The sequence below is a fragment of the Kaistia hirudinis genome (assembly GCF_014196455.1).
GTDB lineage: Bacteria > Pseudomonadota > Alphaproteobacteria > Rhizobiales > Kaistiaceae > Kaistia > Kaistia hirudinis.
Genome location: NZ_JACIDS010000006.1, coordinates 148089 through 169959, shown reverse-complemented (window position 1 = coordinate 169959; position 21871 = coordinate 148089). Strand labels below are relative to the sequence as shown.

Sequence of the window (21871 nt, the reverse complement as noted above, 5' to 3'; positions counted from 1 at the left end):
CTATGGCTTGGCCGCCGCCTGGTCGGGATGGAGGCTGACCGTCAGATGGTCGATCGTGCCCGTGAAGCGGAACGGCGACTCGTAGCGATCCTCGACCAGCGCCACGCCCGTGCGGGTATCGAGGCCGACATCGAAGGTCTCGTCCTCCGGGAAGGTGACCGGCGTCGTGTGATCGAGCGTGTTGCGCGCGACCTCCTTGCCGTCGACGGACAGAACGCCGGTGCCGCCCTTGCCGAGGCCGGGCTCGTCCGACCTGAAATCGAAGACGATGGTGTGCTTGCCGGGCTCGAGCTGCGGCCCCTCCCAGATCGTGCGCTTCAGGTCGAGCAGATTGTAGAGGAAGATCACCTTGCCGCGGCCGATGCCGAAATCACCCTTGCTGAGATAGAGCCCATAGCCGCCGAACCGGCCGCCCTCGGTGACGATCATGCCCTCGGCGCCGCCGTCGGGAATCTCGACATCCGCCGTGATGGTGTAGGACTTGTTCAGGATGCTCGGCGCCGCGCTGGCCGGAACGCCGCTGAGCACGCCGGAATAGGTGAACTCCGTCTGGCCGGCGGTCAGGCTCGGGCGCGGCGTGTTCCAGCGCGCGAGCGTCGAATTGTCGAGCGGCAGGACGTTGTATTTCGCAGCCTCGGCATAGAACAGCGCCTGCATTTCCCTGACCTTGTCCGGCATCTGCGCCGCCAGGTCGTCGAACTGGGTCGGGTCCTTGTCGACGTTGTAGAGTTCCCAATTGTAGCCGGTGATGACATCGGGCGGCGTCTTGGTGCTGAGCTCCCAGGGCAGCGTCACCGGCGTCGTCGCCGCGACCCAGCGATCGTGAAAGATCGCGCGGTTGCCGAGCATCTCGAAATACTGGGTCGTATGCTGCGTCGGCGCGTCGGCGTTGGCCTTGTCCCAAGTATAGGTCATGCTCGTGCCCTCGATCGGCTTCTGCACGATGCCATCGATGGCGGCAGGCGCCGGGATGCCGGTGGCGTCGAGAATGGTCGGCACGATGTCGATCACATGCGCGAACTGCCGTCGGATGCCGCCGCCCTCGGGGATATGGCCCGGCCACGCCATGGCGACGCCCTGCGCCGTGCCGCCGAAATGCGACGGCACCTGCTTGACCCATTTGAAGGGCGTATCCATCGCCCAGGCCCAGCCGGCCGCGAAATGCGGGAAGGTGCGCTCCGAACCCCAGAACGGATACCAGAGATACTGGTCCTTCACCGGCACGGAAACGCTGTTGAAGGTCGTGAACTCGTTCGGCGTGCCGTTGAGCATGCCCTCGGCGGAGGCGCCATTGTCGCCGCCGATATAGATGATCAGCGTATTGTCGAGCTCGCCGAGATCATCGACCGCCTGGATGACGCGGCCGATCTCATGGTCGGCATAGGCGAGATAGGCGCCGTAGACGTCCGCCTGGCGAATGAACAGCTTCTTCGATTCCAGATCGAGCGACTCCCAGCTCGGCAGCGTGTCGGGCCAGGGCGTCAGCTTGGCATTCGCCGGCATGATGCCGAGCCGCTTCTGGTTGGCGAAGATCGTCTCGCGCAGCGTGTTCCAACCCGCGTCGAAGAGGTGCATGGCGCTGATCTTCTTGACCCATTCCTCCGTCGGATGATGCGGGGCATGGGTTGCGCCCGGCACGTAATAGACGAACCACGGCTTGCCCGGCGCGATCTCCTTCAGTTGCTTCACATGCTGGATCGCCTCATCGGCCATTCCCGTCTCGAGGTTCCAGCCGGGATTGCCTTCGAACGGATAGATCGCCGTCGTGTTGCGGAAGAGGTTCGGCTGCCACTGGCTCGCATCGCCGCCGACGAAGCCGTAGAAATAGTCGAAGCCCATGCCGTTCGGCCACTGGTTGAACGGCCCGGCCTGGCTCGACTGGAACGACGGCGTGTTGTGGTCCTTGCCGAACCAGGCGGTCGAATAGCCATTGTCGCGCAGGATCGTCCCGATCGTCCCCTTGTCGACCGGTATGATCGAATCGTAGCCGGGGAAGCCGGTCGAGACCTCGCCGACCACGCCGAAGCCGACCGAATGGTGATTGCGGCCGGTGATCAGCGCTGCGCGCGTCGGCGAACACAGCGACGTCGAATGGAAGTTGGTGTAGCGCAGCCCGGCATTCGCGATGCGATCCATCGACGGCGTCGGAATCACCCCGCCGAAGGTGCTCGGCGCGCCGAAGCCCTGGTCGTCGGTCATGATCAGGAGAATGTTCGGCGCACCCTTGGGCGGCACGACGCGCGGCGGCCACCATGGCGTCGAGTCCGACGCCTTCTCCTTGATCACGCCGCCGAAGGCCGGTGGCGGCGGAGGCAGTTGCGCGCCGTTGATCGTCGTCGTCGCCGACGGTGAACCGAGGGTGCCGGTCAGGGTCTGCGCTGCGGCGGGCAAGGCGCCGATCAATCCGAAGACCATCAGGCCGGCGAGCGCAGATCGGTTCCATCGCATGGTCATCGTCATTCCCTTGTCCGCCGCTCGATCCGGCATCACGGGCGCGCTTCGCCCCCTGACGCCAAGGTGGCATCTCCGATAGGCTAGCGAGCGGGGCAGGGTCTGGATTGGCATTTGGCGCCAAAATGGCGCGTGGTCGCACGGCTCGAGCGAGGTGCCGCAAGGCGATGCCTGTCATGATCCCACTGATCCGCGCATTCGCGCTGCTGCCGACGCTGCGCTGGCTCGCCGATGCGGGGGCGCCGCTCGAGCGCTGCCTCGCCGAGGTCGACCTGCCGGCGGCGGCGCTGGTCGACCCGTTCCGGCCGGTGCCTCTGGTCCACGCCGCCGCGCTGCTGCGCAACGCCGCGCGGGTCTATGGACCGGACCTGCCCAGCCGGATCATTGCGACCACCGGCAATCTCGAGATCGCCATGCTGGGCAAGGTGGCGCTTGGCGCGTCCACGCCGGGCGAGGCGCTCGCACGCGTCGCCGCCGCCCTGCCCTGCTATTGCTCGCACGAGCATGTCTCGTTCGAGCGGCAAGAGGGCCAGTACATCGTCCGGGAATTCTTCGCCCATCGGTTCGATGCCGAGACGCTGCACGACCTGCTGCAATACGCCGCCGCCATGATCGATCGCGTTCTCGCCGCCACCGGGGAGACGTCGCCCTGCTTCGCGCGGCTCGCGATTCCGCCGCATCCCGTCCTCGGCGTGGAGCACCTGCGGGCCCGATATGGCGAGCGCGTGGTCGCGACGACGGCGCATGGCATCACCATGACCGTCGACGCATCGATCATGGAGCGCCGGTTCAGCAAGGCAGCGCGGGAGCGGCTCAACCCGCGTTCGCTCGCCGATACGCAGTCCCTGCGTTCAGCCGGCGCGCTGACGCATTCGCTCGCCGCCTTCCTCGCGCTGATGATCCAGGGCGACCAGGCGCCGACGATCCAGCGCGTCGCGGCGGCCGCCGGCACCAGCGTCCGCAGCTTCCAGCGCCAGCTCGAAGCGGACGGGACCAGCTTCTCGAAGCAGCTTGCCGAAGCACGGCGCAGCGAAACGCTGAAGCGGTTGCAACAGCAGGAGCTGACCATCGCATCAATCGCCGCCACGCTCGGCTACAGCGATCAGGCAACGTTCACGCGCGCCTTTCGCCGCTGGACGGGAACCGCGCCGGGCCAGTACCGTGAACGATCGGCTGATCCGCGCGGCGGGTCGCAGGCGGCCAGGGAAGAGAGGAGCATTTCATGACATTCGAGCACTGGCTGGCCTTCGCGGCGGCTTCGGCGGTGATGCTGGCGATCCCCGGGCCGACCGTGGTCCTCGTCATCTCCTATGCGCTCGGCCATGGGCGGAAGTCCGCCTTCGCCACCGTCGCGGGCGTCGCGCTCGGCGATTTCACGGCGATGACCGCCTCCATGCTCGGCCTCGGCGCCGTGCTCGCCGCCTCGGCCGCGCTGTTCACGGCGCTCAAATGGATCGGCGCCGCTTATCTCGTCTATCTCGGCATCAAGCTCTGGCGCGCGCCCACCGGCACGCCGGCCGAGCAGGCGGCACCGCAGATGCAGGCGCGGCGGATCTTCGCCCATGCCTATGCGGTGACCGCGCTCAACCCGAAGAGCATCATCTTCTTCGTCGCCTTCGTGCCCCAGTTCCTCGTGCCGGGGGCGCCGCTGTTCGGTCAGATGGTGCTGTTCGAGGCGACCTTCCTGGTGCTCGCGACGCTCAACGCGACCTTCTATGCGCTGGCCGCCTCGGCGGCGCGCGGGACGATCCGCAAGCCCTCGGTGCAGCAGGCGGTGAATCGCGTCGGCGGATCGCTCCTGATCGGCGCCGGCCTGCTCGCCGCCAGCTTCCGCCGCGCCGCCAGCTGATCAGCGCGCCGGGCAATCGGCGGGCGGCTCGGCCCCGCGCCACAGGCCCTTCGCCGCGCAGCGCGCCGCTTGCTCGGCGGCGCCATAGGCCGCGGGCGCATCGGCCGCCGCCTCCGCCCAGCCCTGCTCGATCAGCCAGAGCGAAAGATCCGTCGCGCCGATCCGGCAATCCGCGGATGCGGCATCCTCCGCAGCATTGGGCGCGAACCGGCATTGGACGCCGAGGCCGCGCACGCGCTGGCGCAGGGCGAGCAAGGCCAGCGCCGCGCAGGGACGCTCCGCCGACTGCTGCGTCAGCCGGCACTGCCGATCGGCCGGCGGCGGCGCGATGCCGGCGAGCGTGATCCGGCGCTTGCCGAGATCGATCTCGCCCGCGCCGACAATGGTGACGCGGCGATAGGTGGTCCAGTCCGGCGCTTCGGGCACAGGGGGCGCAGCCTCGCGCGGCAGAGGGCTTGGCGCGGCGAAGGGACCGGGCGTGATGCCAGGACCGCCGACGATCCGCGGGGCGGCGGCGGACTGGTCGACTTCGGCCGAAGGCGCGGGAGCAGGCGCGACCTCCGCCGTTTCGTCCGGCGGCGGGTTGCCGGGCGCGGGCCCGGCGGCCACTTCAGGCACGGGCGCGGGCGTCACGATACGGACCGCTGGGCGCTCCTTTTCCGGGATGGGAGGCTCGACTTCGGGCTCCTTCGCCTCGTCCAGCGGCCCGTCGGCAACCGGCTCGGACGGCGGCGGCTCGATCACGGCCGGATGCTCGGCGGAGATCCGCGGCGGCTCGTCGCCGAACTCGATGCGAACATAGCCGGTGAGCCAGGACGCGGCGACGGCAGCCATCGTCACGATCACGATGAGGAGGATGGCAGCGAGCAGCGTTCTCATTGGCTTGCCCAGATGATGCGGGCGATGAAATCGATCTCGTCGGCTGCGATGCGGCGCGGCGGATGCTCCGCGTTCAGCGAGGCGAGGTCGACGGCGCCAGCCTCGCGCTGCGACAGCACCTTGGCCATCATCTCGCCCGCGGTCGTGCGCAGCACAATGCGGTCGCCGACGCGGCAGGGGGCCGTCGGCGAGACGACGATGATGTCGCCATGGCGGTAGAGCGGCAGCATGGAATCGCCGGCCACCTCCAGCGCATAGACGCCCTCGGCGCCGGCCGGCTGCGGAAAGACGACCTCGTCCCAGCCGGGCCCGGCGGGAAAGCCGCCATCGTCGAAGAACCCGCCGCGGCCGGCCTGCGCGAAGCCGATGAGCGGCACCTGGCGGAAGGGACGGTCGAAGGGGTCGGCGCTCTCCGACAGGAGCTGCACGAAAACGTCGAACTGCTCGCCCGTCGCCTCGAGCACCTTGGCGATGCTCTCGGTGGAGGGCCAACGGAGGCGGCCGTCACTGGCAACGCGCTTCGACCGGTTGAAGGTGGTGGGATCGAGGCCGGCCTTGCGGGCGAGGCCGGACGCCGTCAGCGCATTGCGCTCGGCCAGAAGGTCAATCGCCGCCCATATCCGCTCATGTGACAGCATTGCGAGCCCTCCGACCGCGAAGCGGGCGACACAGCCCCAGGCGGGCGCATTCCCTCGAATCGCAGGGAAGGAATTTATTCCCTCGTCTCTCGATTTAGCCTCGCGAACGAAACGTGTCCAGACGGCCCCTCCGGCGTGCCGCGCGGGCCTTGCCGGGGTCGCCGCGCGCCGATAGGGTCCGCTGATCCTTCGAGGAAGAAAATGACCCTGATCTACAAGATCGTGCCGGAAGAGCTGTGGCGTGCGGCCGAGCGCGCCGGCTCCTTCGCTGGCGCATCGATCGACCTCACCGACGGCTTCATCCACCTGTCGACAGCCGACCAGATGCGCGAGACCGCCGCGAAGCATTTCGCCGGCCAGACCGGTCTCCTGCTCGTCGCGGTGGACGAGGCCAGCCTCGGCGATGCGCTGCGCTACGAGATCTCGCGCGGCGGCCAGCCCTTCCCGCATCTCTATGCGCCGCTGGCGCTCACCAGCGTCGTCTTCGTCGAGCCCTTGCCGCTCGGCGCCGACGGTCTGCATGTCTTCCCGGAGCGCGCGGCTTGAACGCCTTCTCCTCCCTGCTGCGTCCCGCCCTCTTCTGTATCGATCCGGAGACCGCGCACGGCCTCTCGCTGAAGGCGCTTTCGAGCGGCTTGCTGCCGCGCGTGCGGCCGGACCGCGACCCGCGCCTCGCGCGCCGGCTGATGGGCCTCGACTTCCCCAATCCGCTCGGTCTCGCCGCCGGCCTCGACAAGAATGGCGAGGTCGCCGATCCGCTGCTCGGCCTCGGCTTCGGCTTCGTCGAGATCGGCACGGTGACGCCGCGCCCGCAGGCCGGCAATCCGAAGCCGCGGCTCTTCCGCCTCGTGCGCGACGGCGCGGTGATCAACCGCCTCGGCTTCAACAACAAGGGCCATGCGGCGGCGCTCGAGCGTCTCCGCGCCCGGCAAGGCCGCGGTGGCATCGTGGGCGTCAATATCGGCGCCAACAAGGATTCGCCGGACCGCATCGCGGATTACGTCGCCGCGATCCGCGCCTTTTCCGGCCTCGCCTCCTATTTCACCGTCAACGTTTCCTCGCCCAACACGCCGGGCCTGCGTGACCTGCAGGGCCGCGCCGCGCTCGACGAGCTGCTGGCGCGCGTCGTGGAGGCGCGCGACAGCGAGGCGCGCCGCGTGCCACTGGTCATCAAGATCGCGCCCGATATGGACGAGCATGGCCGCGCGGACATCGCCGAAGTGGTGCTCGCGCGCGGCATCGACGGGGTTATCATCTCCAATACGACGGTCAGCCGTCCGCCGCTCATCGAGACGGGGTTCGCCAAGGAGACCGGCGGCCTGTCCGGGCGCCCGCTCTTCCGCATGTCGACGATCGCGCTGGCGCAGTTCCGCCGCATGGTCGGGCCGGACCTGCCGCTGATCGGCGCGGGCGGCGTCGATTCGGCCGAGACCGCCTTCGCCAAGATCGCGGCGGGCGCCGACCTCGTGCAGTTCTATACCGGCCTCGTCTATGGCGGCCCCGGCCTCGTCGGCGAGATCCTGACGGGCCTCTCGCGCATCCTCGACCGGCGCGGGCTGGCGTCGATCGCCGATGCCGTCGGCCTGGAGACGGACAAATGGGCGCGCGAGACGCCCTGACGTATCAGCCGAAGGTCGCCGCGATCCGCCGGCGCATGCGCAGGAACAGCGTGATCCCGCGCGCCGACAGGAAGACGACGAGCGCGAGCCAGAGGCCGTGCGCGCCGAGGATCGGCCCGGCAATGAACCAGACGGCGAAGAACAGCACCAGCGACAGCAGCATCATATTGCGCATGTCGGCCGTCCAGGTCGCGCCGATGAAGACGCCGTCCATCTCGAAGGCAAGCACGCCAGCGATCGGCGTCAGCGCCGCCCAGATGAGATAGGTCCGCGCGGCCGCGCGCACGTCGGGATTGACCGTCATGAAGTCGATCAGCGCGGGTCCGCAGAGCAACAGGAGCGCCGCCGCGCCGAAGGCGAGCGCATAGCCCCAGACAAGTGTCAGCTTTACCGAGCGCTCGAAGGCAGGGCGGTAGCGTGCGCCGACGGCGCGGCCGGCGAACTGTTCCGCCGCCGCGGCGAAGCCGTCGAGAAAATACGCCCCGATGAGAAAGAAGTTCATGAGCAGCGCATTGGCCGCCAGCAGCGTGTCGCCGAGCGCCGCGCCGCGCGAGGCGAAAAAGGCGAAGGCGAACAGGAGCGCGAAGGAGCGGATCATGATGTCGCGATTGACCGCGACCATGCGGATGAGCGCCGCGCGATCGAGGACGCGCATGCGCGAGGGCCGATCGGCGCGCGCGAACGAACGCAGGATGAGCGCGAGGCCGATGCAGGCAACCAGCGCCTCGCTGAGCGCCGTGGCGGCGGCCGTTCCCGCGACGCCGAATCCGAGCCCCATCACAAAGGCGATGTTGAGGACGATGTTGAGCCCGTTGAGCACGGTCTGCAGCACCAGCGCGAAGCCGGAACGCCCGAGCCCGAGCAGCCAGCCGAGCAGCACATAGCCGACCAGCATGAACGGCGTCGCGAGGATGCGCACCTCTGCGTAGCGCAGCGTCGCCGCGCTCACCTCCGGGCTGGCGCCGAAGGCCGCGATGACCAGCGGCAGCAGCGGGCGCGCCAGGAGGGCGACGGCAAGGCCGCCGGCAAAGGCGATCAGCACGGCACGGAAGAAGGTCGCCTGGATCTCGACCCGGTCGCCGGCGCCAAAAGCCTGCGCCGTAAAGCCCGTCGTGCCGCTGCGCAGGAAATAGAAGATCGCGCCGAGGAAATCGAACACCACAGCGCCGAGCGCGATGCCGCCGATCAGCGCGGCATCGCCGAGCCGCCCGATCACCGCGACATCGGCGAAACCGAGCAGCGGCGTGGAGAGATAGGCGAGCGTCATCGGCACGGCGATCGCGAGGATGCCGCGATGCGTGACGGTGAAGGGACGGATGGCGGCGTCCGGCGGGCTGGCGTGCAAGATGGATGCGGCGTGAGACGAGAGGGGCTGCCCAGCCAATAGCCGCTTTCGGCTTTCGCGTCGACGCGGGAACGGACCTCGCCTATCCTTCCCCACCATGCCGCTGCCGATCGTGCACCACGCCGCCTATACGGCCGAAATTCCCGCGGAGCATCGCTTCCCGATGGGCAAATATCGCCGTCTCGCCGAAGTGCTCCGCGAATCCGGCCTCGCGCCGCACGGCTTCATCGAGCCCGAGCCGGCGAGCGCCGCCGAGCTTTCGCTCGCCCATGACGCGGCCTATGTCGATCAGGTGCTTTCGCTCACGCTGCCGCCCGCCATCGAGCGCGAGATCGGCCTGCCGATGAACGAGACGGTGATGCGCCGCGCCCGCGCCGCGACCGGGGGGACCATTCGCGCCGCACGCCTGGCGCTCGAAGCCGGCATCGCCTGCAACACGGCGGGCGGCAGCCATCATGCGCGGGCGAGCCAAGGCGCCGGCTTCTGCACCTTCAACGATGTCGCCGTCGCGATCCGCGTGCTGATGCGGGACGGCGCGATCGGCACCGCCCTCGTCGTCGATTGCGACGTGCACCAGGGCGACGGCACTGCCGACATCTTCGAGGGCGACGCGACTGTGACGACACTCTCGCTGCATGCGGCGCGGAACTATCCCGTACGCAAGCGCCGCTCGACGATCGATCTGGCGCTGGACGACGATCTGGAGGACACGGCCTATCTGGAAGCGCTGCGCTCGGTGCTGCCCGCGCTCATCGAGCGGACGCATCCCGACATCGTGTTCTACAATGCGGGAGTGGATCCGCATCGCGACGACCGGCTCGGCCGTCTGGCGCTCTCGGATGCCGGCCTCGCGGAGCGCGACCGTTTGGTGATCGGGCAGGCAGTGCACCGCGGCATCCCGCTCGTCGGCGTCATCGGCGGCGGCTATGGCGCCGATATCGATGCGATCGCCCGCCGCCACGCGCTTCTGTTCGCGGCCGCCACCGCGGCGTCGGCCGGCTGATCAACGGCGCTCAGATACGGCGCGCCGGCTTGGCGGCTTCGCCCGAGGCCTGCAGGCATTCCGGCGCGATATAGGGCCAGGACTGGACCTCGCAGCCGGTGCGGCCGCCGACCGAGGCCTTTTCGAAGGTGCCGATCGCCGTCGGGTCCGGCGCGCCATTGCCACGGCTGACGGCCTGGTTGCCATAGGCGGTGACACCGAAGGCAACGATCGCCGCCGTGGCGATCACGCTGGCCTTGGTTTTGAAATTGAAGATCGCCATTTTGTTTTCCCCGCTCTGGCGGAGCCCTTCTCGTCCGCGGCATATCAACGCCGCTCGTCATGAGAAGGTTCAATCACTTTGCCGCTCCCGCCGAAGTGATGCGGGTCACTTCCGGCCTGTGACGATCATCACCCACGGCGCGGCAGCCGGCCCGGGCGACGCTTGAACCATTGCGCCGCAGCACGAGCCGATTGCGGATTGCGGCAATCGGATTAGAGTGATTCTAATCTATCGAGCCAGCGGAGCACCATCATGGCCCATCCTGCCGAGCGCGGCTATTCCGCCACGCAGATCACCCTACACTGGGCCATCGTCCTGCTCGTGTTCTTCCAGCTGATCTTCGGCGAGAGCATGACGACTGTCATCGATGCCAAGCCCGGCGAGGCGGTCGACGGGGCGGATGCGAGCCTCGCGACGGCGCATATCTGGGTCGGCTTCGCCATTCTGGCGCTGGCGCTGTTCCGCCTGTTCATCCGCCTGCGCGACGGCGCACCGTCAGCGGTGGACGGCCCGGCTGCGATCGTGCTGGCGGCCAAGATCACCCACATCCTGTTCTATGTGCTGCTGATCGCCGTGCCGATCTCCGGCATCGTCGCCTATTGGGTGACGCCGGAGGCGGGCGATGTACACGAACTGGGCAAGCCGATCTTCATCATCCTCATCGTCCTCCACGCCGGCGCCGCGCTCTGGCATCAGTTCTTCCTGCGCGACGGCCTGCTGATGCGGATGCTGAAGCCGGGCGCCTGAGACCGGCACCACACGCGCTCATCCAGAGCAGCATCGGGCGCGCCTTACCGCAGCAGCAGGGCGAGCCCGGCCACCAGAGCCAGCGCGACCAGAACGGCCGCGCCGATCCAGCGCGGATCGGCCGCCACGGCGCGGATCTGCACCGGCGTGACGCCGAACCGGCGGGCCGCAAAGGCGACGGCAAGCGAGAGCGTGGCGGCGATCAGCATCGGCCCGTGCCCATTCTGGAAGAATTCCAGAAAAGATCGCAGATCGCTACACGAAGACAAGCCCCGCCTCAGCCGACCGCCTCCGCACGGCCGTCCGCCCGAAGTGGCTGCGGACTCACCGTCCGCCTCTGGTACCCTTGACCGAAAAGCGCCCGCTCGCCGAGCGGGCACCTTGATCAAGCGGGGGTCGAGCGGCTACAAACGGACCGATGCGAACGGGCCCTCCGCCCGCTCGCGCGCCAGGCCCGCGATCATACCGATCTCGGCAGCCAGGAATGCGGGTGTAGTTCAGAGGTAGAACGTCAGCTTCCCAAGCTGAATGTCGTGGGTTCGATTCCCATCGCCCGCTCCAATTTTCCGGCACCCACCGGAATGCGAAAAAGCCGCGGAATTCCGCGGCTTTTTGCGTTTTGGGGCTGTGCGAAGCATCCGCTCTTTGGTCTGGTACCGCGTCCGAATCGGCGGGACGCGGCGGGTCCTGGCTCCCGATCGCTCCGCCGGCCGGCCCGCAGCGGAAGCGGCGGTACGGATCAGGGGAGGCGGCTGCGTTCGGCCTGTTTGAGGGCTTCCTCGGCGGCCTTCAGCTGGGCGCGCGTATACATCAGGGCGTGGGAGGCGAGGTCGTGGCCGTCTTCCCAGAGATTGCGCCAGATGCCGAGAATGCCTTCGAGCGGCTGGCCGACGACGCGCGAGGAGAAGCTCTCGAACGCGATCGGGCCGGCATAGCCGATGGCGACCAGCGTCCGGAAAACCTCGGCGAGATTGATCGTCCCCGAGCCGAGATAGCCGCGATGTGAATCGCCGGTGTGGAAATAGCCGATATAGGCGCCGGTATCGCGGATCGCCGCGCCGATATCCGATTCCTCGATGTTCATATGATAGACGTCCAGGTGAACCTTGACGTTCGGCGCGCCGATCCGCTTGCAGAGCTCCACGCCCTGAGACGCGGTGTTGAGCACGTTGGATTCGTACCGGTTGACCACCTCGAGACCGAGCGTGATGCCGCTGGCCGCCGCCGTCTCGGCGACTTCTGCCAGCACCTCGGCCGACATCGCCACGCCGGCGCTGGTGGTCGGCACGACGTTCTTCTGGAAGGCCGAATGCAGGATGCCGCAGACATACTGCGCGCCGAGATCGCGGGCGACGCGCACGGCGTCCTCCAGCTTCCGCTTGCCACGCACGGCCTTGTCCCGGTCGCCGCTGGAGATATCAGTATCGGCGTCGAGCCCGAGCGAGAGATTGATGCCGATCCGGTTCCGCTCGAGCTGCTTGCGGGTGAAATCGACATCGATCGCGCCGGGATCGAGCGCCGGCGCCTCGATGAAGTCATAGCCGACCTCGGCGGTCTTTTCGATCGCCCGCCTGCATTCGTCATGGCTCCATCCGGCTTCCCAGACGAGCGCGTGAACACCCAGCTTGTTCATTGCAGTCCCTCCTCCCTGTGGCACGCTTCAGTGCCGCTTGTTTCGATCGAAGGAGAAGGGCCGTGAGATCGCCTCCTTCGCAGACCCCCGACCGGTGGCCGGGATCCCGGCGCCCCGTCGAGCGGCATCACTCGCCGTACGGGATCCAGATGTTCTTGACCTGCGTCGCCCGGGCGAGGAATTCGCGCCCCTCTCCCGCTGCGGGGTTGAACCAGTCCCGTTCCACGGTCTCGGCCCAGACCTGCTTCAGATTGCCGGCCGACGCCTTCTCCACGCGGCCCGCCGCTTCCGCCGGGCCGAAATACCAGACGCCGTCGACCTCCTCATGCTTCGCGAGTTCAGCGGCGAGCGCATCGCGGTCCCCGGTCACGATGTTGACGACGCCATCCGGCAGGTCCGACGTCTCGAACACCTGGTAGAAGTCGGTCGCGGCCAGCGCATAACGGGCCGAAGGAATGACGACGACGCGGTTGCCCGTGGCGATCGCAGGCGCGAAGGTCGACACGAAGCCGAGCAGGCTGGGGCTCTCGGGGCAGGCGATGCCGAGAATGCCGACCGGTTCGTTCATGGCCAGCGCCACGCCACGGATCGGCGGGCGATGCACCGCGCCCTCGAACTTGTCGGCCCAGGCGCCATAGGAGAAGAGCCGCGACACCGACGCGGCGACTTCGCGCGCGCTGTCCTGCTTGCGCTTGCCGGTCATGGCCGACAGGCGTTCGGCGAATTCCGACGCCCGCGCGTCCAGATTCTCGGCGATGTAATAGAGGATCTGCGCGCGATTGTGCTCGCTGGCGCCGGACCAGCCGGCGGCCTTGCGCGCCGCCTCGACGGCGTTGCGGATATCCTTGCGATTGCCCTCGCCGACTTCGCCGACGACGGCACCGGCGGGTGTCAGGACGGGCCGCGAATAGCCGCCATCGGGCCGGGCCTGCTTGCCGCCGATATAGAGCTTCGCCGTTCGGTCGACGGCGGCCGAGCCGATCGCGTCGCCTGTCAGCGCCGGCTGCGGCTCGGGACGGAGGGGAACAGCCTTCGCCATGCGCTTCGGCCGCGAATAGGCCGCGAGCCCTTCCCGGCCGCCTTCGCGCCCGAAGCCGGATTCCTTGTAGCCGCCGAAGCCGACGCCGGCATCGAACATATTCGTGCCATTGACCCAGACGACGCCGCATTTGAGCTTGGGTGCAATGTCGAGCGCGAGTGACAGCGTCTCGGACCAGACCGAGGCGGCGAGGCCATATTCGGTGTTGTTGGCGAGTTCGACCGCCTCCGCGGGCGTGCGGAAGGTTGTCGCGACGGCCACGGGCCCGAAAATCTCGACCCGCGCGACGGTCGACGCGGGATGCGCGCCGGTCAGCAGCGTCGGCGGATAGAAGCAGCCCTTCTCCGGCAGCCGGGCGGCCGGCTGATGCAGCGTGGCCCCCTCCTCAATGCCGAGATCCACCAGTTCGCGGATGCGCTGCAGCTGCACCGGATGGACGATCGCACCCATGTCGATCGCCTTGTCGAGCGGATTGCCGACGCGAAGCTTCTCCATGCGTGCCAGCAGCTTGGCGACGAAGCGGTCATGGATGCCTTCCTGCACCAGCAGGCGCGATCCCGCGCAGCAGACCTGGCCCTGGTTGAACCAGATGGCGTCGACGACGCCCTCGACGGCCGCGTCGAGATCGGCATCCTCGAAGACGATGAAGGGCGACTTGCCGCCGAGTTCGAGCGTCAGGCTCTTTCCCGATCCAGCCGTCGCCTCGCGGATGATCCGGCCGACTTCCGTCGAGCCTGTGAACGCGATCTTGTCGATCTCGGGATGACGGACGATCGCCTCTCCCGTCGCGCCGTCGCCGGTGACGATATTGACGACGCCATCCGGCAGGCCGGCCTTCTGGCACATCTCGGCGAACAGCAGCGCGGTCAGGGAGGTATATTCCGCCGGCTTCAGCACGACCGTATTGCCGAGCGCGATCGCCGGGGCAACCTTCCAGGCCAGCATCAGCAGCGGGAAGTTCCACGGGATGATCTGGCCGCAGACGCCGATCGGTTCGCGATCGGCGAGCTCGCTGTCCATGAGCTGCGCCCAGCCGGCGTGATGATAGAAGTGGCGGGCGACCAGCGGGATATCGATGTCGCGGCTCTCGCGGATCGGCTTGCCATTGTCGAGCGTCTCGACGACCGCGAACAGGCGGCTGTGACGCTGGATGAGCCGCGCCAGCGCATAGAGGTAGCGGGCGCGCTGATGGCCGGAAAGCGCCTTCCATGCCGGCCCCGCCTTCGCTGCCGCCTTCACGGCCGCGTCGACATCGGCTGCCCCGCCATGCGCGATCTTCGCCAAGACCTCGCCGGTTGCCGGGGCGGTGGTTTCAAACGAGGCGCCGGATTTCGCTTTCCGCCAGGCGCCGCCGATGAACAGCTTCGTCTCCGCGCCGAGGCTGCGGATCCAGTCGCGCGCCTCCTTGTCGCTTTCCGGGGCGGGACCGTATTCCATCGTTTCAAGAATCTCGGCAATCGACATGGGAATCTCCAGGATCACGCCCTGACCAGCCGCAACCAGATGGTCGCTCAGGCCATCGCATGGTGGCTGAACGAGGCGTAACGTCCGGTGACATGGTGATCGAGCTGGCGTTCGATATCGGCCAGCAGCGAGGAGGCGCCGAAACGGAAGAGATTGGGCTGCAGCCAGTCATTGCCCAGCTCTTCCTTGATCAGGGCGAGATAGGCCAGCGCATCCTTGGCGGTCGAAATGCCGCCGGCGGGCTTGTAGCCGACCACATGGCCGGTCATCTCGCGATAGTCGCGGATCGCCCGGATCATGATCAGCGTCACGGGAAGCGTGGCATTGACGCTCTCCTTGCCCGTCGACGTCTTGATGAAGTCCGAGCCGGCCATCATGGCGACCCAGGAGGCGCGGCCGACATTGCGCAGCGTCTGGAGGTCGCCGGTGCCGAGGATGGTCTTCATATGCGCCGGACCGCACGCCTCCTTGCAGGCGCGGATCTCGTCATAGAGCGCGCGCCAATTGCCGGTGAGGGCATGCTCGCGCGTGATGACGATGTCGATTTCCTCGGCGCCATCGGCCACCGAGGCCCTGATTTCCTCGAGCCGCGTCGCCAAGGGCGAAAGGCCGGCCGGGAAGCCGGTAGAAACGGCAGCGACGGGAATGCCGGAGCCTTGCAGCGCGTCGACGGCCGTCGCGACGAAACGGTGATAGACGCAGACCGCGCCCGTCGTGATCCGCCGATCCGCGAGGCCAAGCGCCGCCTGAAGATCGGCGCGCAGCGGATGCATCGCCTTGGCGCAGAGCCGGCGCACGCGGCCCGCCGTATCGTCGCCGCTGAGCGTCGTGAGGTCGATGCATTGAAGCGCGCGGACGAGCCAGGCCGCCTGCCAGTCCTTCTTGACGGTGCGGCGCCCGGCGAGCGCAGATGTCCGCCGCTCGGCGGCGGCAAGATTGACGCGCAGACCCTCGATCGGATCCGCGGCGAAAGGGATGCCGGGATTGGACGGCTCGGGTCCCTGCACGCGTCCCTCCGCAACCACGCGCAAGCCGCGATCCGTCATGCTGGACGCCTCATGAGCGCTCACGCCGATCTCCCCGATCCATCGCTTCCAAACCTATCATGTTGTACGTATAACATGCCAACATGACTGTCAACGAAGCCGGCCCCCCGCCCAGCGCATTCCGCGGTTGGCAAGGGCGGTTGTGTTGTTGTTATGCTTACATGACAAACTTCCGGCTGCCACGCCGGTGGAGATTCGCCGATGATCAACCGTACCTCCCCGATCCCGCTCTATTTCCAGCTGGCCGAAGTGCTGAAGCAGGAGATCCAGTCGGGGGCGCTCGCGGTCGGCAGCAAGCTCCCGACGGAGAACGAGCTCTGCGAGCAGTACTCGGTGTCGCGCAGCGTCGTGCGCCAGGCCCTGCAATCGCTCTCGCAGGAAAATCTCATCGAGACCGAGCGCGGGCGGGGCGCCTTCGTGCTGGAGCGCAAGGTTCCGATCGAGATGGTCCAGCAGCTCGATCCGCTGCAGGAGAGCATGGCCAAGGCCGGCTTCAAGCTGACGACGCGGGTGCTGCGGCAGGAACTCATCTCGGCGCCCCCCTATATCGCGGACCAGATCGGCGAGAGCGAGGCGATCTTCCTGGAGCGGCTGCGCTTCGCCGACGGCATCGTGTTCCTGGTGGTGCGCAATTACCTGCCCTATTCGCGCACGCCGGACCTGCTCGCCTCGGAGGATCTGAACGAGGTGTCCCTCTATCGCCATCTGGCCGAGCGCTACGACATCGTCGCGACCACGGGAAAGCGTCAGGTCGAGCTCGCGAAGCTGAACGACCAGAGGACGGCCTCGCTGCTCCAGGTCGAACTCGGCAGCTATGTTCTGTTCAACCGGGAAGTGACCTACGACCAGAACAAGAAGGTCGTCGAATACTATGAGTCCTGGCACCACCCGGACCGGACCCGACTGACCATCGACCTGCAGCGCCGCTACTGACGGAGCGGGCTGCGGCCGAGGGCCTCCGCCGGATCGGCGGCTCAGCGCGCGTTGAGAAGCGCGCGCGCCTCGTCGACGACCCGGTCCGCCGTCACGCCGAGATGGCGATAGACCTCGGGTCCGGGCGCCGATTCGCCGAAGCTCTCGACGCCGACGACGGTGCCCGGCCCCTTGAGGAACTGGTGCCAGTAGAAGGGTGATCCCGCCTCGACGAAGACGGTCGGCGTTCCGGTCGCAAGGACCTCGTCGCGATAGCTCGCGTCCTGGCGCGCGAACAAATTGCCGTTCGGGATCGACACGACGCGGACAATGAGACCATCGGCCTCCAGCCGGTCAGCGGCCGCGAGCGCCAGCGCAAGTTCGGATCCGGTTGCCGCCAGCACGACATCCGGCTTGCCCGCGCCGCGCTGGCGCAGAACATAGCCGCCGCGCCGGATGCCCGCGAGATCGTCTGGCCTGTGCGCGAAGACGGCCCCGTCCTGCCGTGCGGCGATGATGACGCTCGGCCCCTTCCGCTCCAGGGCCGATTGCCAGGCGGCCAGCGCCTCGAGTTCCGAGCCGGGACGCCAGACCGAGATATTCGGAATGGCGCGGAGCGCGACGATCTGCTCGACCGGCTGATGCGTCGGCCCATCCTCGCCGACGCCGATCGAATCATGCGTGTAGAGGAAGATCGCGCGCAGCCCCATCAGCGCGGCCATGCGGACGGCATTGCGGCTGTAGTCGCTGAAGACGAGATAGGACGAGCCATAGGGTATGAGCCCCCCATGCGCCGCCATGCCGTTCATGATCGCGGACATGCCGAATTCGCGCACGCCGTAATGCACGAAGTTTCCGCTGAAATCCGACGCCGTGATCGACCGGGACGCCGCGGTCCAGGCCAGAGTCGAAACGGAGACATCGGCCGAACCGCCGATCAGTTCGGGCACCAGCGCGGCGAGCTTGCCGACGACCCGGCTGGACGCTTTGCGGATCGGCTGCTTGACGGGATCGGCGATGACGATCCGCTGCGCCTCCTCCTCGACCCAGGACGCGACGGAAGGCGGTACTTGGCCCGCCATGCGCCGCTCGAATGCGGCGGCGAGGTCGGGGTGCGCCGCGCGATAGGCCGCGAACAAGTCGTTCCAGGCGGCCTCCTGCACAGCGCCGCGCGCGCGGGCGTCCCAGGCCGCGTAGATCTCGTTGGGAACGAAGAAGGCCGGATGATCCCAGGCCAGCGCCTGCCGCGTCAACGCGACCTCGTCGGCCCCCAGCGGCGCGCCATGCGCCTCTTCCTTGCCCTGCTTGTTCGGCGCGCCGAAACCGATGATCGTCTTGCAGCAGATCATGGTCGGGCGGTCCTGCGACGTCCGCGCTGCGGCGAGCGCGTCCCAAACGGCCTTCGGATCATGGCCGTCGACATCGGCGATCACGTTCCAGCCGAGCGCGCGGAACCGCGCGGCGGTATCGTCGGCGAACCAGCCGCCGACCTCGCCGTCGATCGAGATGTTGTTGTCGTCATAGACCGCGACGAGCTTGCCCAGCCGGAGCGCGCCGGCGAGCGAGGCGGCCTCCTGCGCGACGCCCTCCATGAGGCAGCCATCGCCGACGAAGACATAGGTCATATGGTCGACGACCGGGAAGCCGTCGCGATTGAACTCCGCGGCGAGCTTGCGCTCGGCCAGCGCCATGCCGACCGCATTGGCAAAGCCCTGTCCGAGCGGGCCGGTGGTGGTCTCGACGCCAGCGGTGATGCCATGTTCAGGATGGCCCGGCGTCTTCGAATGCAGCTTCCTGTGCCGCCTCAGATCCTCGACCGTCAGGCCGTAGCCGGAGAGATGCAGCAGCGAATAGATCAGCATCGAGCCATGGCCATTGGACTGGACGAACCGGTCGCGATTGGCCCAGCGCGGATTGGCCGGGTTGTGCCTGAGGAAGTCGTTCCAGAGCACTTCGGCGATATCCGCCATGCCCATGGCCGTTCCCGGATGCCCCGAATTGGCCTCCTGAACGACATCGACCGTCAGGAACCGGATGGCGTTGGCGATGTCGCGTTTGGCAGGGGAATTCATGGCTCGGGACCTCAATGGGAATGCTTCGACTTATTATGTTGTCCGGACAGCGTGCGCCGGTGACGCGCCCTCGACCCAACGCGCGCAGGCGGGCCCGGGCGTTCGCGGCAGCGGGGCCGGAGGCCCGGCCCGCGCTGCCGCAGTCTCTCAGTGCGCCGCCGCCTTTCCGGCGAGCAGCGACTCGCCGGTGATGATCATCTCGACCTCCTGAACCGTCGTCGTCTTCGGATCGATATTGTCGGCCACGACACGGCCGCCGCGCATGACGATGATCCGGTCCACGACCTGGAAGACGTGATGGATGTTGTGGGCGATGAAGATGCAGGAATGGCCGGCGTCGCGCATTTCGCGGACGAAACGGAGCACGCCCTGCGTCTCGGCGACGCCGAGATTGTTCGTCGGCTCATCGAGGATGATGAGGTTCGATTCGAAATACATGGCGCGGGCGATGGCGACGGACTGGCGTTCGCCACCCGACAGCGCGCTGATCGCGGTCGTCGGCGGAATGTTCTTCTCGATCCCGACCCGCTTCAGCAGCTTCCTGGTCACCTGCTCCATCAATTCCTGATCCATGCGGTTCAGGAACTTCCAGCCCTTGATCGGCTCGCGGCCGAGGAAGAGGTTGCGCGCGATGGAGAGCTGCGGAACCAGCGCCGAATCCTGGTAGATCGTCTCGATCCCGGCCGCGATCGCGTCGGTGGTCGAACGGATCGCGACCTTCCGGCCCTTCACGTGGATCTCGCCGGAGGACATGGGAACCGCCCCGGAGAGCACCTTGATCAGGGTCGACTTGCCGGCACCATTGTCGCCGAGCAGGCCGACGACTTCCCGGTTGCCGACATCGAGATTGACGTCGTGCAGCGCCTGGACGGCCCCGTAGAACTTGTTGACGCCACGCATGCGGATGAGTTGTTCGGTCATGCTCAGGCGCCTCCACCATTCCGCCGGGCGAAGAGGGCGCGCAGGATCATCATTCCGAGAATGATCGCGCCGATGAAGATGTTGTAGGCAAGGCCCGGCACGCCGACGAAGACGATGCCGTTGCGCATCACGCGCAGCAGGAACACGCCGATCACCGTGCCGACGATCGTGCCGCGGCCGCCAGTGAGCACCGTGCCGCCGATCACCACCATGGCGATGACTTCGAGCTCATAGCCGGTGCCGCTGTTCGGATTGGACGCCGCGGTGCGGATCGAGCTCGTGATGCCGGCGAGGGCCGCCAGCGCCGAAGAGAGCATGAAGAGGGCGATCTTCGTCCGCGCGACATTGACGCCGCGGGCATGAGCGGCGTTGGGGTTGCCGCCGACGGCCTGGAGCCAGTTGCCGAAGGCGGTCCAGCTCAGCACATAGCCGGAGACGACGGCCACGAAGGCGAACAGGGCGAAGGAGGAATAGAAGCGGAAGCCGCCGATATAGAACGAGCCCGCCAGCCCATCGGTCAGCCAGTTATGGCCGCCGCTCCAGGTGCGCTGGGGGAAGCCGTCGGTGATGTAGAGCGCCGTTCCGCGCACGACCAGCAGCATGCCGAGCGTCACCAGGAAGGACGGGATCGCGAGCAGCGTCGTGATGTAGCCATTGGCCCAGCCGATGAAGAGGCTGACGGCCATCGTGATGGCAAAGGCGGCTTCGAGCGATATGCCGGCGCTGTTGAACAAGGTCCACATCAGCACGGCCGAGAAGCCGAAGACCGATCCGATTGAGAGATCGAATTCGCCCGCCGTCATCAGCAGCGTCATGGCGAGGGCCATCAGCCCGAGTTCGACCGTGAACGCCATGATGTTGCTGAGATTGCTCAGGGACAGGAAGGCCGGACTCATGGCACTGAAGATGACGAACTCGGCGACCAGAAGAATAAGCGGTCCGATTTCCGGACGCCGGATGAGGCGTTGAAACATGCTGCCCTCGGATTGCGATGGTAAAAAGAGGAGGCATGCACCGCGAGCGGTACACGCCTCCCCAGGCAGCATCACTTCTTGGGAGTCATCATCTCGATATACTTCGGAGCGTCGTCCTTCTCGTACATCGAGCCGGTCAGGATATTGAAGTTCGGGGTGATCCCGCTGCGGGCCATGGCCGCGAGCGACAGCGCGAGATAGCTAGCCGCCTGCGGATCGTGCCAATGCGCCGCCTGCACATAGCCGTCGACCACCTCATTGGCGGTATCGAGCGAATTGCCCCAGCCGACGACCGGAATCTCGCCGGGCTTGACGCCGACCTGGTCGAAGACGCGCTTGACGCTGCCCGAGACGAGGTCGCCCAGCGGGAAGATCGCGTTGATCTTGCCGCGATTGGCGGTCAGGTAGTCGCTCATGCGCGAGATGATCTCGGCCTGGTCGAGCGTCGCCTCGGTCACCTCCCAGGTGATGCCGAGCGGCTTCAGCACGCTGGCGATGCCCTTCTCCTGGTCGGCGCCATAAGTCGCGCCGGGCACCTCGACGGGCATCCAGATGAAGTCGCCGGGCTTCACGAGCTTGTGGTCGAGGGCATATTGCGCCGTCTCGGCACCGGCCTTGAAATTGTCGCCGCCGACAAAGGCCAGGAAATGCGCGCTCTCGTCATTCGAATTGAACGCGATGATCGGAATATCGCCGGCCTTGGCCTCGGTCGTCAGTTCGACGAGGGCGCCAGCCTGGGGGCTCGCCGCAACGATGCCGGCCGCTCCGGCCGCGATCGCAGCCCGGACGGCCTCCTGCTCGGACGGCACGTCGCCATTGTGGAACGATGTCTGAACCGTGTTGCCCGTATCCTTCGCCCATTGCTCGGCGCCGGCCAGGTAATAGGTCCAGACGGGATCCGCCGGGGATCCGTGCGAAATCCAGTAATAGGGCTTCTTGTCGTCCGCATGGGCCACGGTCGCCAGCAGAGTCGCGGCGGCCAGCAGCGCGCCAGCCAAGGCACGTTTCTTCATAGAC

General features: G+C 67.3%; 20 protein-coding genes and 1 tRNA gene. 8 read left to right on the top strand and 13 right to left on the bottom strand.

Annotation, left to right across the window (positions count from 1 at the left end):
• A complete protein-coding gene (locus GGR25_RS22330; RefSeq protein WP_183401316.1) occupies positions 1-2448 on the bottom strand; it encodes an arylsulfatase in 2448 nt (815 codons plus the stop codon).
• A 179-nt stretch (positions 2449-2627) separates the two neighbouring features.
• Here GGR25_RS22330 and GGR25_RS22325 point away from each other — a divergent pair, with 179 nt between their 5' ends.
• Positions 2628-3677: a helix-turn-helix transcriptional regulator gene (locus GGR25_RS22325; protein ID WP_183401096.1), complete on the top strand. Its 1050-nt coding sequence runs from the start codon at positions 2628-2630 to the stop codon at positions 3675-3677.
• Positions 3674-4300 (top strand): LysE family translocator, encoded by a 627-nt coding sequence (locus tag GGR25_RS22320; protein WP_183401095.1) that lies wholly within the window; start codon positions 3674-3676, stop codon positions 4298-4300. The genes GGR25_RS22325 and GGR25_RS22320 overlap by 4 nt, the downstream gene beginning before the upstream one ends.
• Here the strand turns inward: GGR25_RS22320 and GGR25_RS22315 are convergent, their stop codons facing one another.
• Positions 4301-5179: a hypothetical protein gene (locus GGR25_RS22315; RefSeq protein WP_183401094.1), complete on the bottom strand. Its 879-nt coding sequence runs from the start codon at positions 5177-5179 to the stop codon at positions 4301-4303. It abuts the gene before it with no gap.
• The gene (locus GGR25_RS22310) at positions 5176-5817 is read right to left on the bottom strand and encodes a S24 family peptidase (RefSeq protein WP_183401093.1); all 642 of its coding nucleotides are present in this window, start codon (positions 5815-5817) and stop codon (positions 5176-5178) included. Before GGR25_RS22310 ends, GGR25_RS22315 begins: the two co-directional genes overlap by 4 nt.
• Positions 5818-6018: 201 nt before the next feature.
• On the opposite strand from GGR25_RS22310, the gene GGR25_RS22305 reads away from it, so the two are divergent.
• Both GGR25_RS22305 and GGR25_RS22300 read left to right on the top strand, forming a co-directional pair.
• Positions 6019-6363 (top strand): DUF952 domain-containing protein, encoded by a 345-nt coding sequence (locus GGR25_RS22305; RefSeq protein ID WP_183401092.1) that lies wholly within the window; start codon positions 6019-6021, stop codon positions 6361-6363.
• On the top strand, positions 6360-7436 hold the full coding sequence (locus GGR25_RS22300; RefSeq protein ID WP_183401091.1) for a quinone-dependent dihydroorotate dehydrogenase: 1077 nt from the start codon (positions 6360-6362) through the stop codon (positions 7434-7436). The genes GGR25_RS22305 and GGR25_RS22300 overlap by 4 nt, the downstream gene beginning before the upstream one ends.
• Before the next feature lie 4 nt (positions 7437-7440).
• Here GGR25_RS22300 and GGR25_RS22295 read toward each other — a convergent pair whose 3' ends face one another.
• Positions 7441-8781, bottom strand: a complete 1341-nt coding sequence (locus tag GGR25_RS22295) for an MATE family efflux transporter (RefSeq protein ID WP_246410187.1) — start codon at positions 8779-8781, stop codon at positions 7441-7443.
• Positions 8782-8878: 97 nt separating this feature from the next.
• On the opposite strand from GGR25_RS22295, the gene GGR25_RS22290 reads away from it, so the two are divergent.
• Positions 8879-9784, top strand: a complete 906-nt coding sequence (locus GGR25_RS22290) for a histone deacetylase family protein (RefSeq protein ID WP_183401089.1) — start codon at positions 8879-8881, stop codon at positions 9782-9784.
• Positions 9785-9794: 10 nt separating this feature from the next.
• Here the strand turns inward: GGR25_RS22290 and GGR25_RS22285 are convergent, their stop codons facing one another.
• A complete protein-coding gene (locus GGR25_RS22285; protein ID WP_183401088.1) occupies positions 9795-10046 on the bottom strand; it encodes a hypothetical protein in 252 nt (83 codons plus the stop codon).
• 252 nt (positions 10047-10298) lie between these two features.
• Here GGR25_RS22285 and GGR25_RS22280 point away from each other — a divergent pair, with 252 nt between their 5' ends.
• The gene (locus GGR25_RS22280; protein ID WP_183401087.1) at positions 10299-10793 is read left to right on the top strand and encodes a cytochrome b; all 495 of its coding nucleotides are present in this window, start codon (positions 10299-10301) and stop codon (positions 10791-10793) included.
• A gap of 44 nt (positions 10794-10837) precedes the next feature.
• On the opposite strand, the gene GGR25_RS22275 is transcribed toward GGR25_RS22280, so the two are convergent.
• Positions 10838-11002, bottom strand: a complete 165-nt coding sequence (locus tag GGR25_RS22275) for a hypothetical protein (protein WP_183401086.1) — start codon at positions 11000-11002, stop codon at positions 10838-10840.
• 277 nt (positions 11003-11279) lie between these two features.
• Between GGR25_RS22275 and GGR25_RS22270 the strand changes: the two genes are divergently transcribed.
• Positions 11280-11354: transfer RNA gene (locus GGR25_RS22270), tRNA-Gly, on the top strand.
• 178 nt (positions 11355-11532) lie between these two features.
• Here GGR25_RS22270 and GGR25_RS22265 read toward each other — a convergent pair.
• From GGR25_RS22265 to deoC, 3 genes are all read right to left on the bottom strand, one after another.
• Positions 11533-12426 carry a sugar phosphate isomerase/epimerase family protein gene (locus GGR25_RS22265; RefSeq protein WP_183401085.1) on the bottom strand — a complete coding sequence of 298 codons (894 nt, stop codon included), beginning with the start codon at positions 12424-12426 and terminating at the stop codon, positions 11533-11535.
• A gap of 127 nt (positions 12427-12553) precedes the next feature.
• Positions 12554-14929: an aldehyde dehydrogenase family protein gene (locus tag GGR25_RS22260; RefSeq protein ID WP_183401084.1), complete on the bottom strand. Its 2376-nt coding sequence runs from the start codon at positions 14927-14929 to the stop codon at positions 12554-12556.
• Between the two features lie 47 nt (positions 14930-14976).
• Entirely contained in the window at positions 14977-15975 is a 999-nt protein-coding gene (gene deoC, locus GGR25_RS22255) for a deoxyribose-phosphate aldolase (RefSeq protein WP_183401315.1), read from the bottom strand.
• A gap of 201 nt (positions 15976-16176) precedes the next feature.
• Here deoC and GGR25_RS22250 point away from each other — a divergent pair, with 201 nt between their 5' ends.
• Positions 16177-16908, top strand: coding sequence for a GntR family transcriptional regulator (locus GGR25_RS22250; RefSeq protein WP_183401083.1), 732 nt, complete (start codon positions 16177-16179; stop codon positions 16906-16908).
• 41 nt (positions 16909-16949) lie between these two features.
• Here GGR25_RS22250 and tkt read toward each other — a convergent pair whose 3' ends face one another.
• From tkt to GGR25_RS22230, 4 genes are all read right to left on the bottom strand, one after another.
• Positions 16950-18959, bottom strand: coding sequence for a transketolase (gene tkt, locus GGR25_RS22245; RefSeq protein ID WP_183401082.1), 2010 nt, complete (start codon positions 18957-18959; stop codon positions 16950-16952).
• A 147-nt stretch (positions 18960-19106) separates the two neighbouring features.
• Positions 19107-19880 (bottom strand): ATP-binding cassette domain-containing protein, encoded by a 774-nt coding sequence (locus GGR25_RS22240; protein WP_183401081.1) that lies wholly within the window; start codon positions 19878-19880, stop codon positions 19107-19109.
• 2 nt (positions 19881-19882) lie between these two features.
• Positions 19883-20854: an ABC transporter permease gene (locus tag GGR25_RS22235; protein WP_246410185.1), complete on the bottom strand. Its 972-nt coding sequence runs from the start codon at positions 20852-20854 to the stop codon at positions 19883-19885.
• 71 nt (positions 20855-20925) lie between these two features.
• Complete coding sequence (locus tag GGR25_RS22230) at positions 20926-21867, bottom strand: substrate-binding domain-containing protein (RefSeq protein WP_183401080.1); 942 nt, start codon at positions 21865-21867, stop codon at positions 20926-20928.
• Positions 21868-21871 lie beyond the last annotated feature (4 nt).

What these genes read in the sequence shown, in the direction of transcription:
- GGR25_RS22330 (WP_183401316.1), bottom strand. Translation starts at nt 2,448, where the DNA reads ATGCGATGGAACCGATCTGCGCTCGCCGGCCTGATGGTCTTCGGATTG.
- GGR25_RS22325 (WP_183401096.1), top strand. Translation starts at nt 2,628, where the DNA reads ATGATCCCACTGATCCGCGCATTCGCGCTGCTGCCGACGCTGCGCTGG.
- GGR25_RS22320 (WP_183401095.1), top strand. Translation starts at nt 3,674, where the DNA reads ATGACATTCGAGCACTGGCTGGCCTTCGCGGCGGCTTCGGCGGTGATG.
- GGR25_RS22315 (WP_183401094.1), bottom strand. Translation starts at nt 5,179, where the DNA reads ATGAGAACGCTGCTCGCTGCCATCCTCCTCATCGTGATCGTGACGATG.
- GGR25_RS22310 (WP_183401093.1), bottom strand. Translation starts at nt 5,817, where the DNA reads ATGCTGTCACATGAGCGGATATGGGCGGCGATTGACCTTCTGGCCGAG.
- GGR25_RS22305 (WP_183401092.1), top strand. Translation starts at nt 6,019, where the DNA reads ATGACCCTGATCTACAAGATCGTGCCGGAAGAGCTGTGGCGTGCGGCC.
- GGR25_RS22290 (WP_183401089.1), top strand. Translation starts at nt 8,879, where the DNA reads ATGCCGCTGCCGATCGTGCACCACGCCGCCTATACGGCCGAAATTCCC.
- GGR25_RS22285 (WP_183401088.1), bottom strand. Translation starts at nt 10,046, where the DNA reads ATGGCGATCTTCAATTTCAAAACCAAGGCCAGCGTGATCGCCACGGCG.
- GGR25_RS22280 (WP_183401087.1), top strand. Translation starts at nt 10,299, where the DNA reads ATGGCCCATCCTGCCGAGCGCGGCTATTCCGCCACGCAGATCACCCTA.
- GGR25_RS22275 (WP_183401086.1), bottom strand. Translation starts at nt 11,002, where the DNA reads ATGCTGATCGCCGCCACGCTCTCGCTTGCCGTCGCCTTTGCGGCCCGC.
- GGR25_RS22265 (WP_183401085.1), bottom strand. Translation starts at nt 12,426, where the DNA reads ATGAACAAGCTGGGTGTTCACGCGCTCGTCTGGGAAGCCGGATGGAGC.
- GGR25_RS22260 (WP_183401084.1), bottom strand. Translation starts at nt 14,929, where the DNA reads ATGTCGATTGCCGAGATTCTTGAAACGATGGAATACGGTCCCGCCCCG.
- deoC (WP_183401315.1), bottom strand. Translation starts at nt 15,975, where the DNA reads ATGACGGATCGCGGCTTGCGCGTGGTTGCGGAGGGACGCGTGCAGGGA.
- GGR25_RS22250 (WP_183401083.1), top strand. Translation starts at nt 16,177, where the DNA reads ATGATCAACCGTACCTCCCCGATCCCGCTCTATTTCCAGCTGGCCGAA.
- tkt (WP_183401082.1), bottom strand. Translation starts at nt 18,959, where the DNA reads ATGAATTCCCCTGCCAAACGCGACATCGCCAACGCCATCCGGTTCCTG.
- GGR25_RS22240 (WP_183401081.1), bottom strand. Translation starts at nt 19,880, where the DNA reads ATGACCGAACAACTCATCCGCATGCGTGGCGTCAACAAGTTCTACGGG.
- GGR25_RS22235 (WP_246410185.1), bottom strand. Translation starts at nt 20,854, where the DNA reads ATGTTTCAACGCCTCATCCGGCGTCCGGAAATCGGACCGCTTATTCTT.
- GGR25_RS22230 (WP_183401080.1), bottom strand. Translation starts at nt 21,867, where the DNA reads ATGAAGAAACGTGCCTTGGCTGGCGCGCTGCTGGCCGCCGCGACTCTG.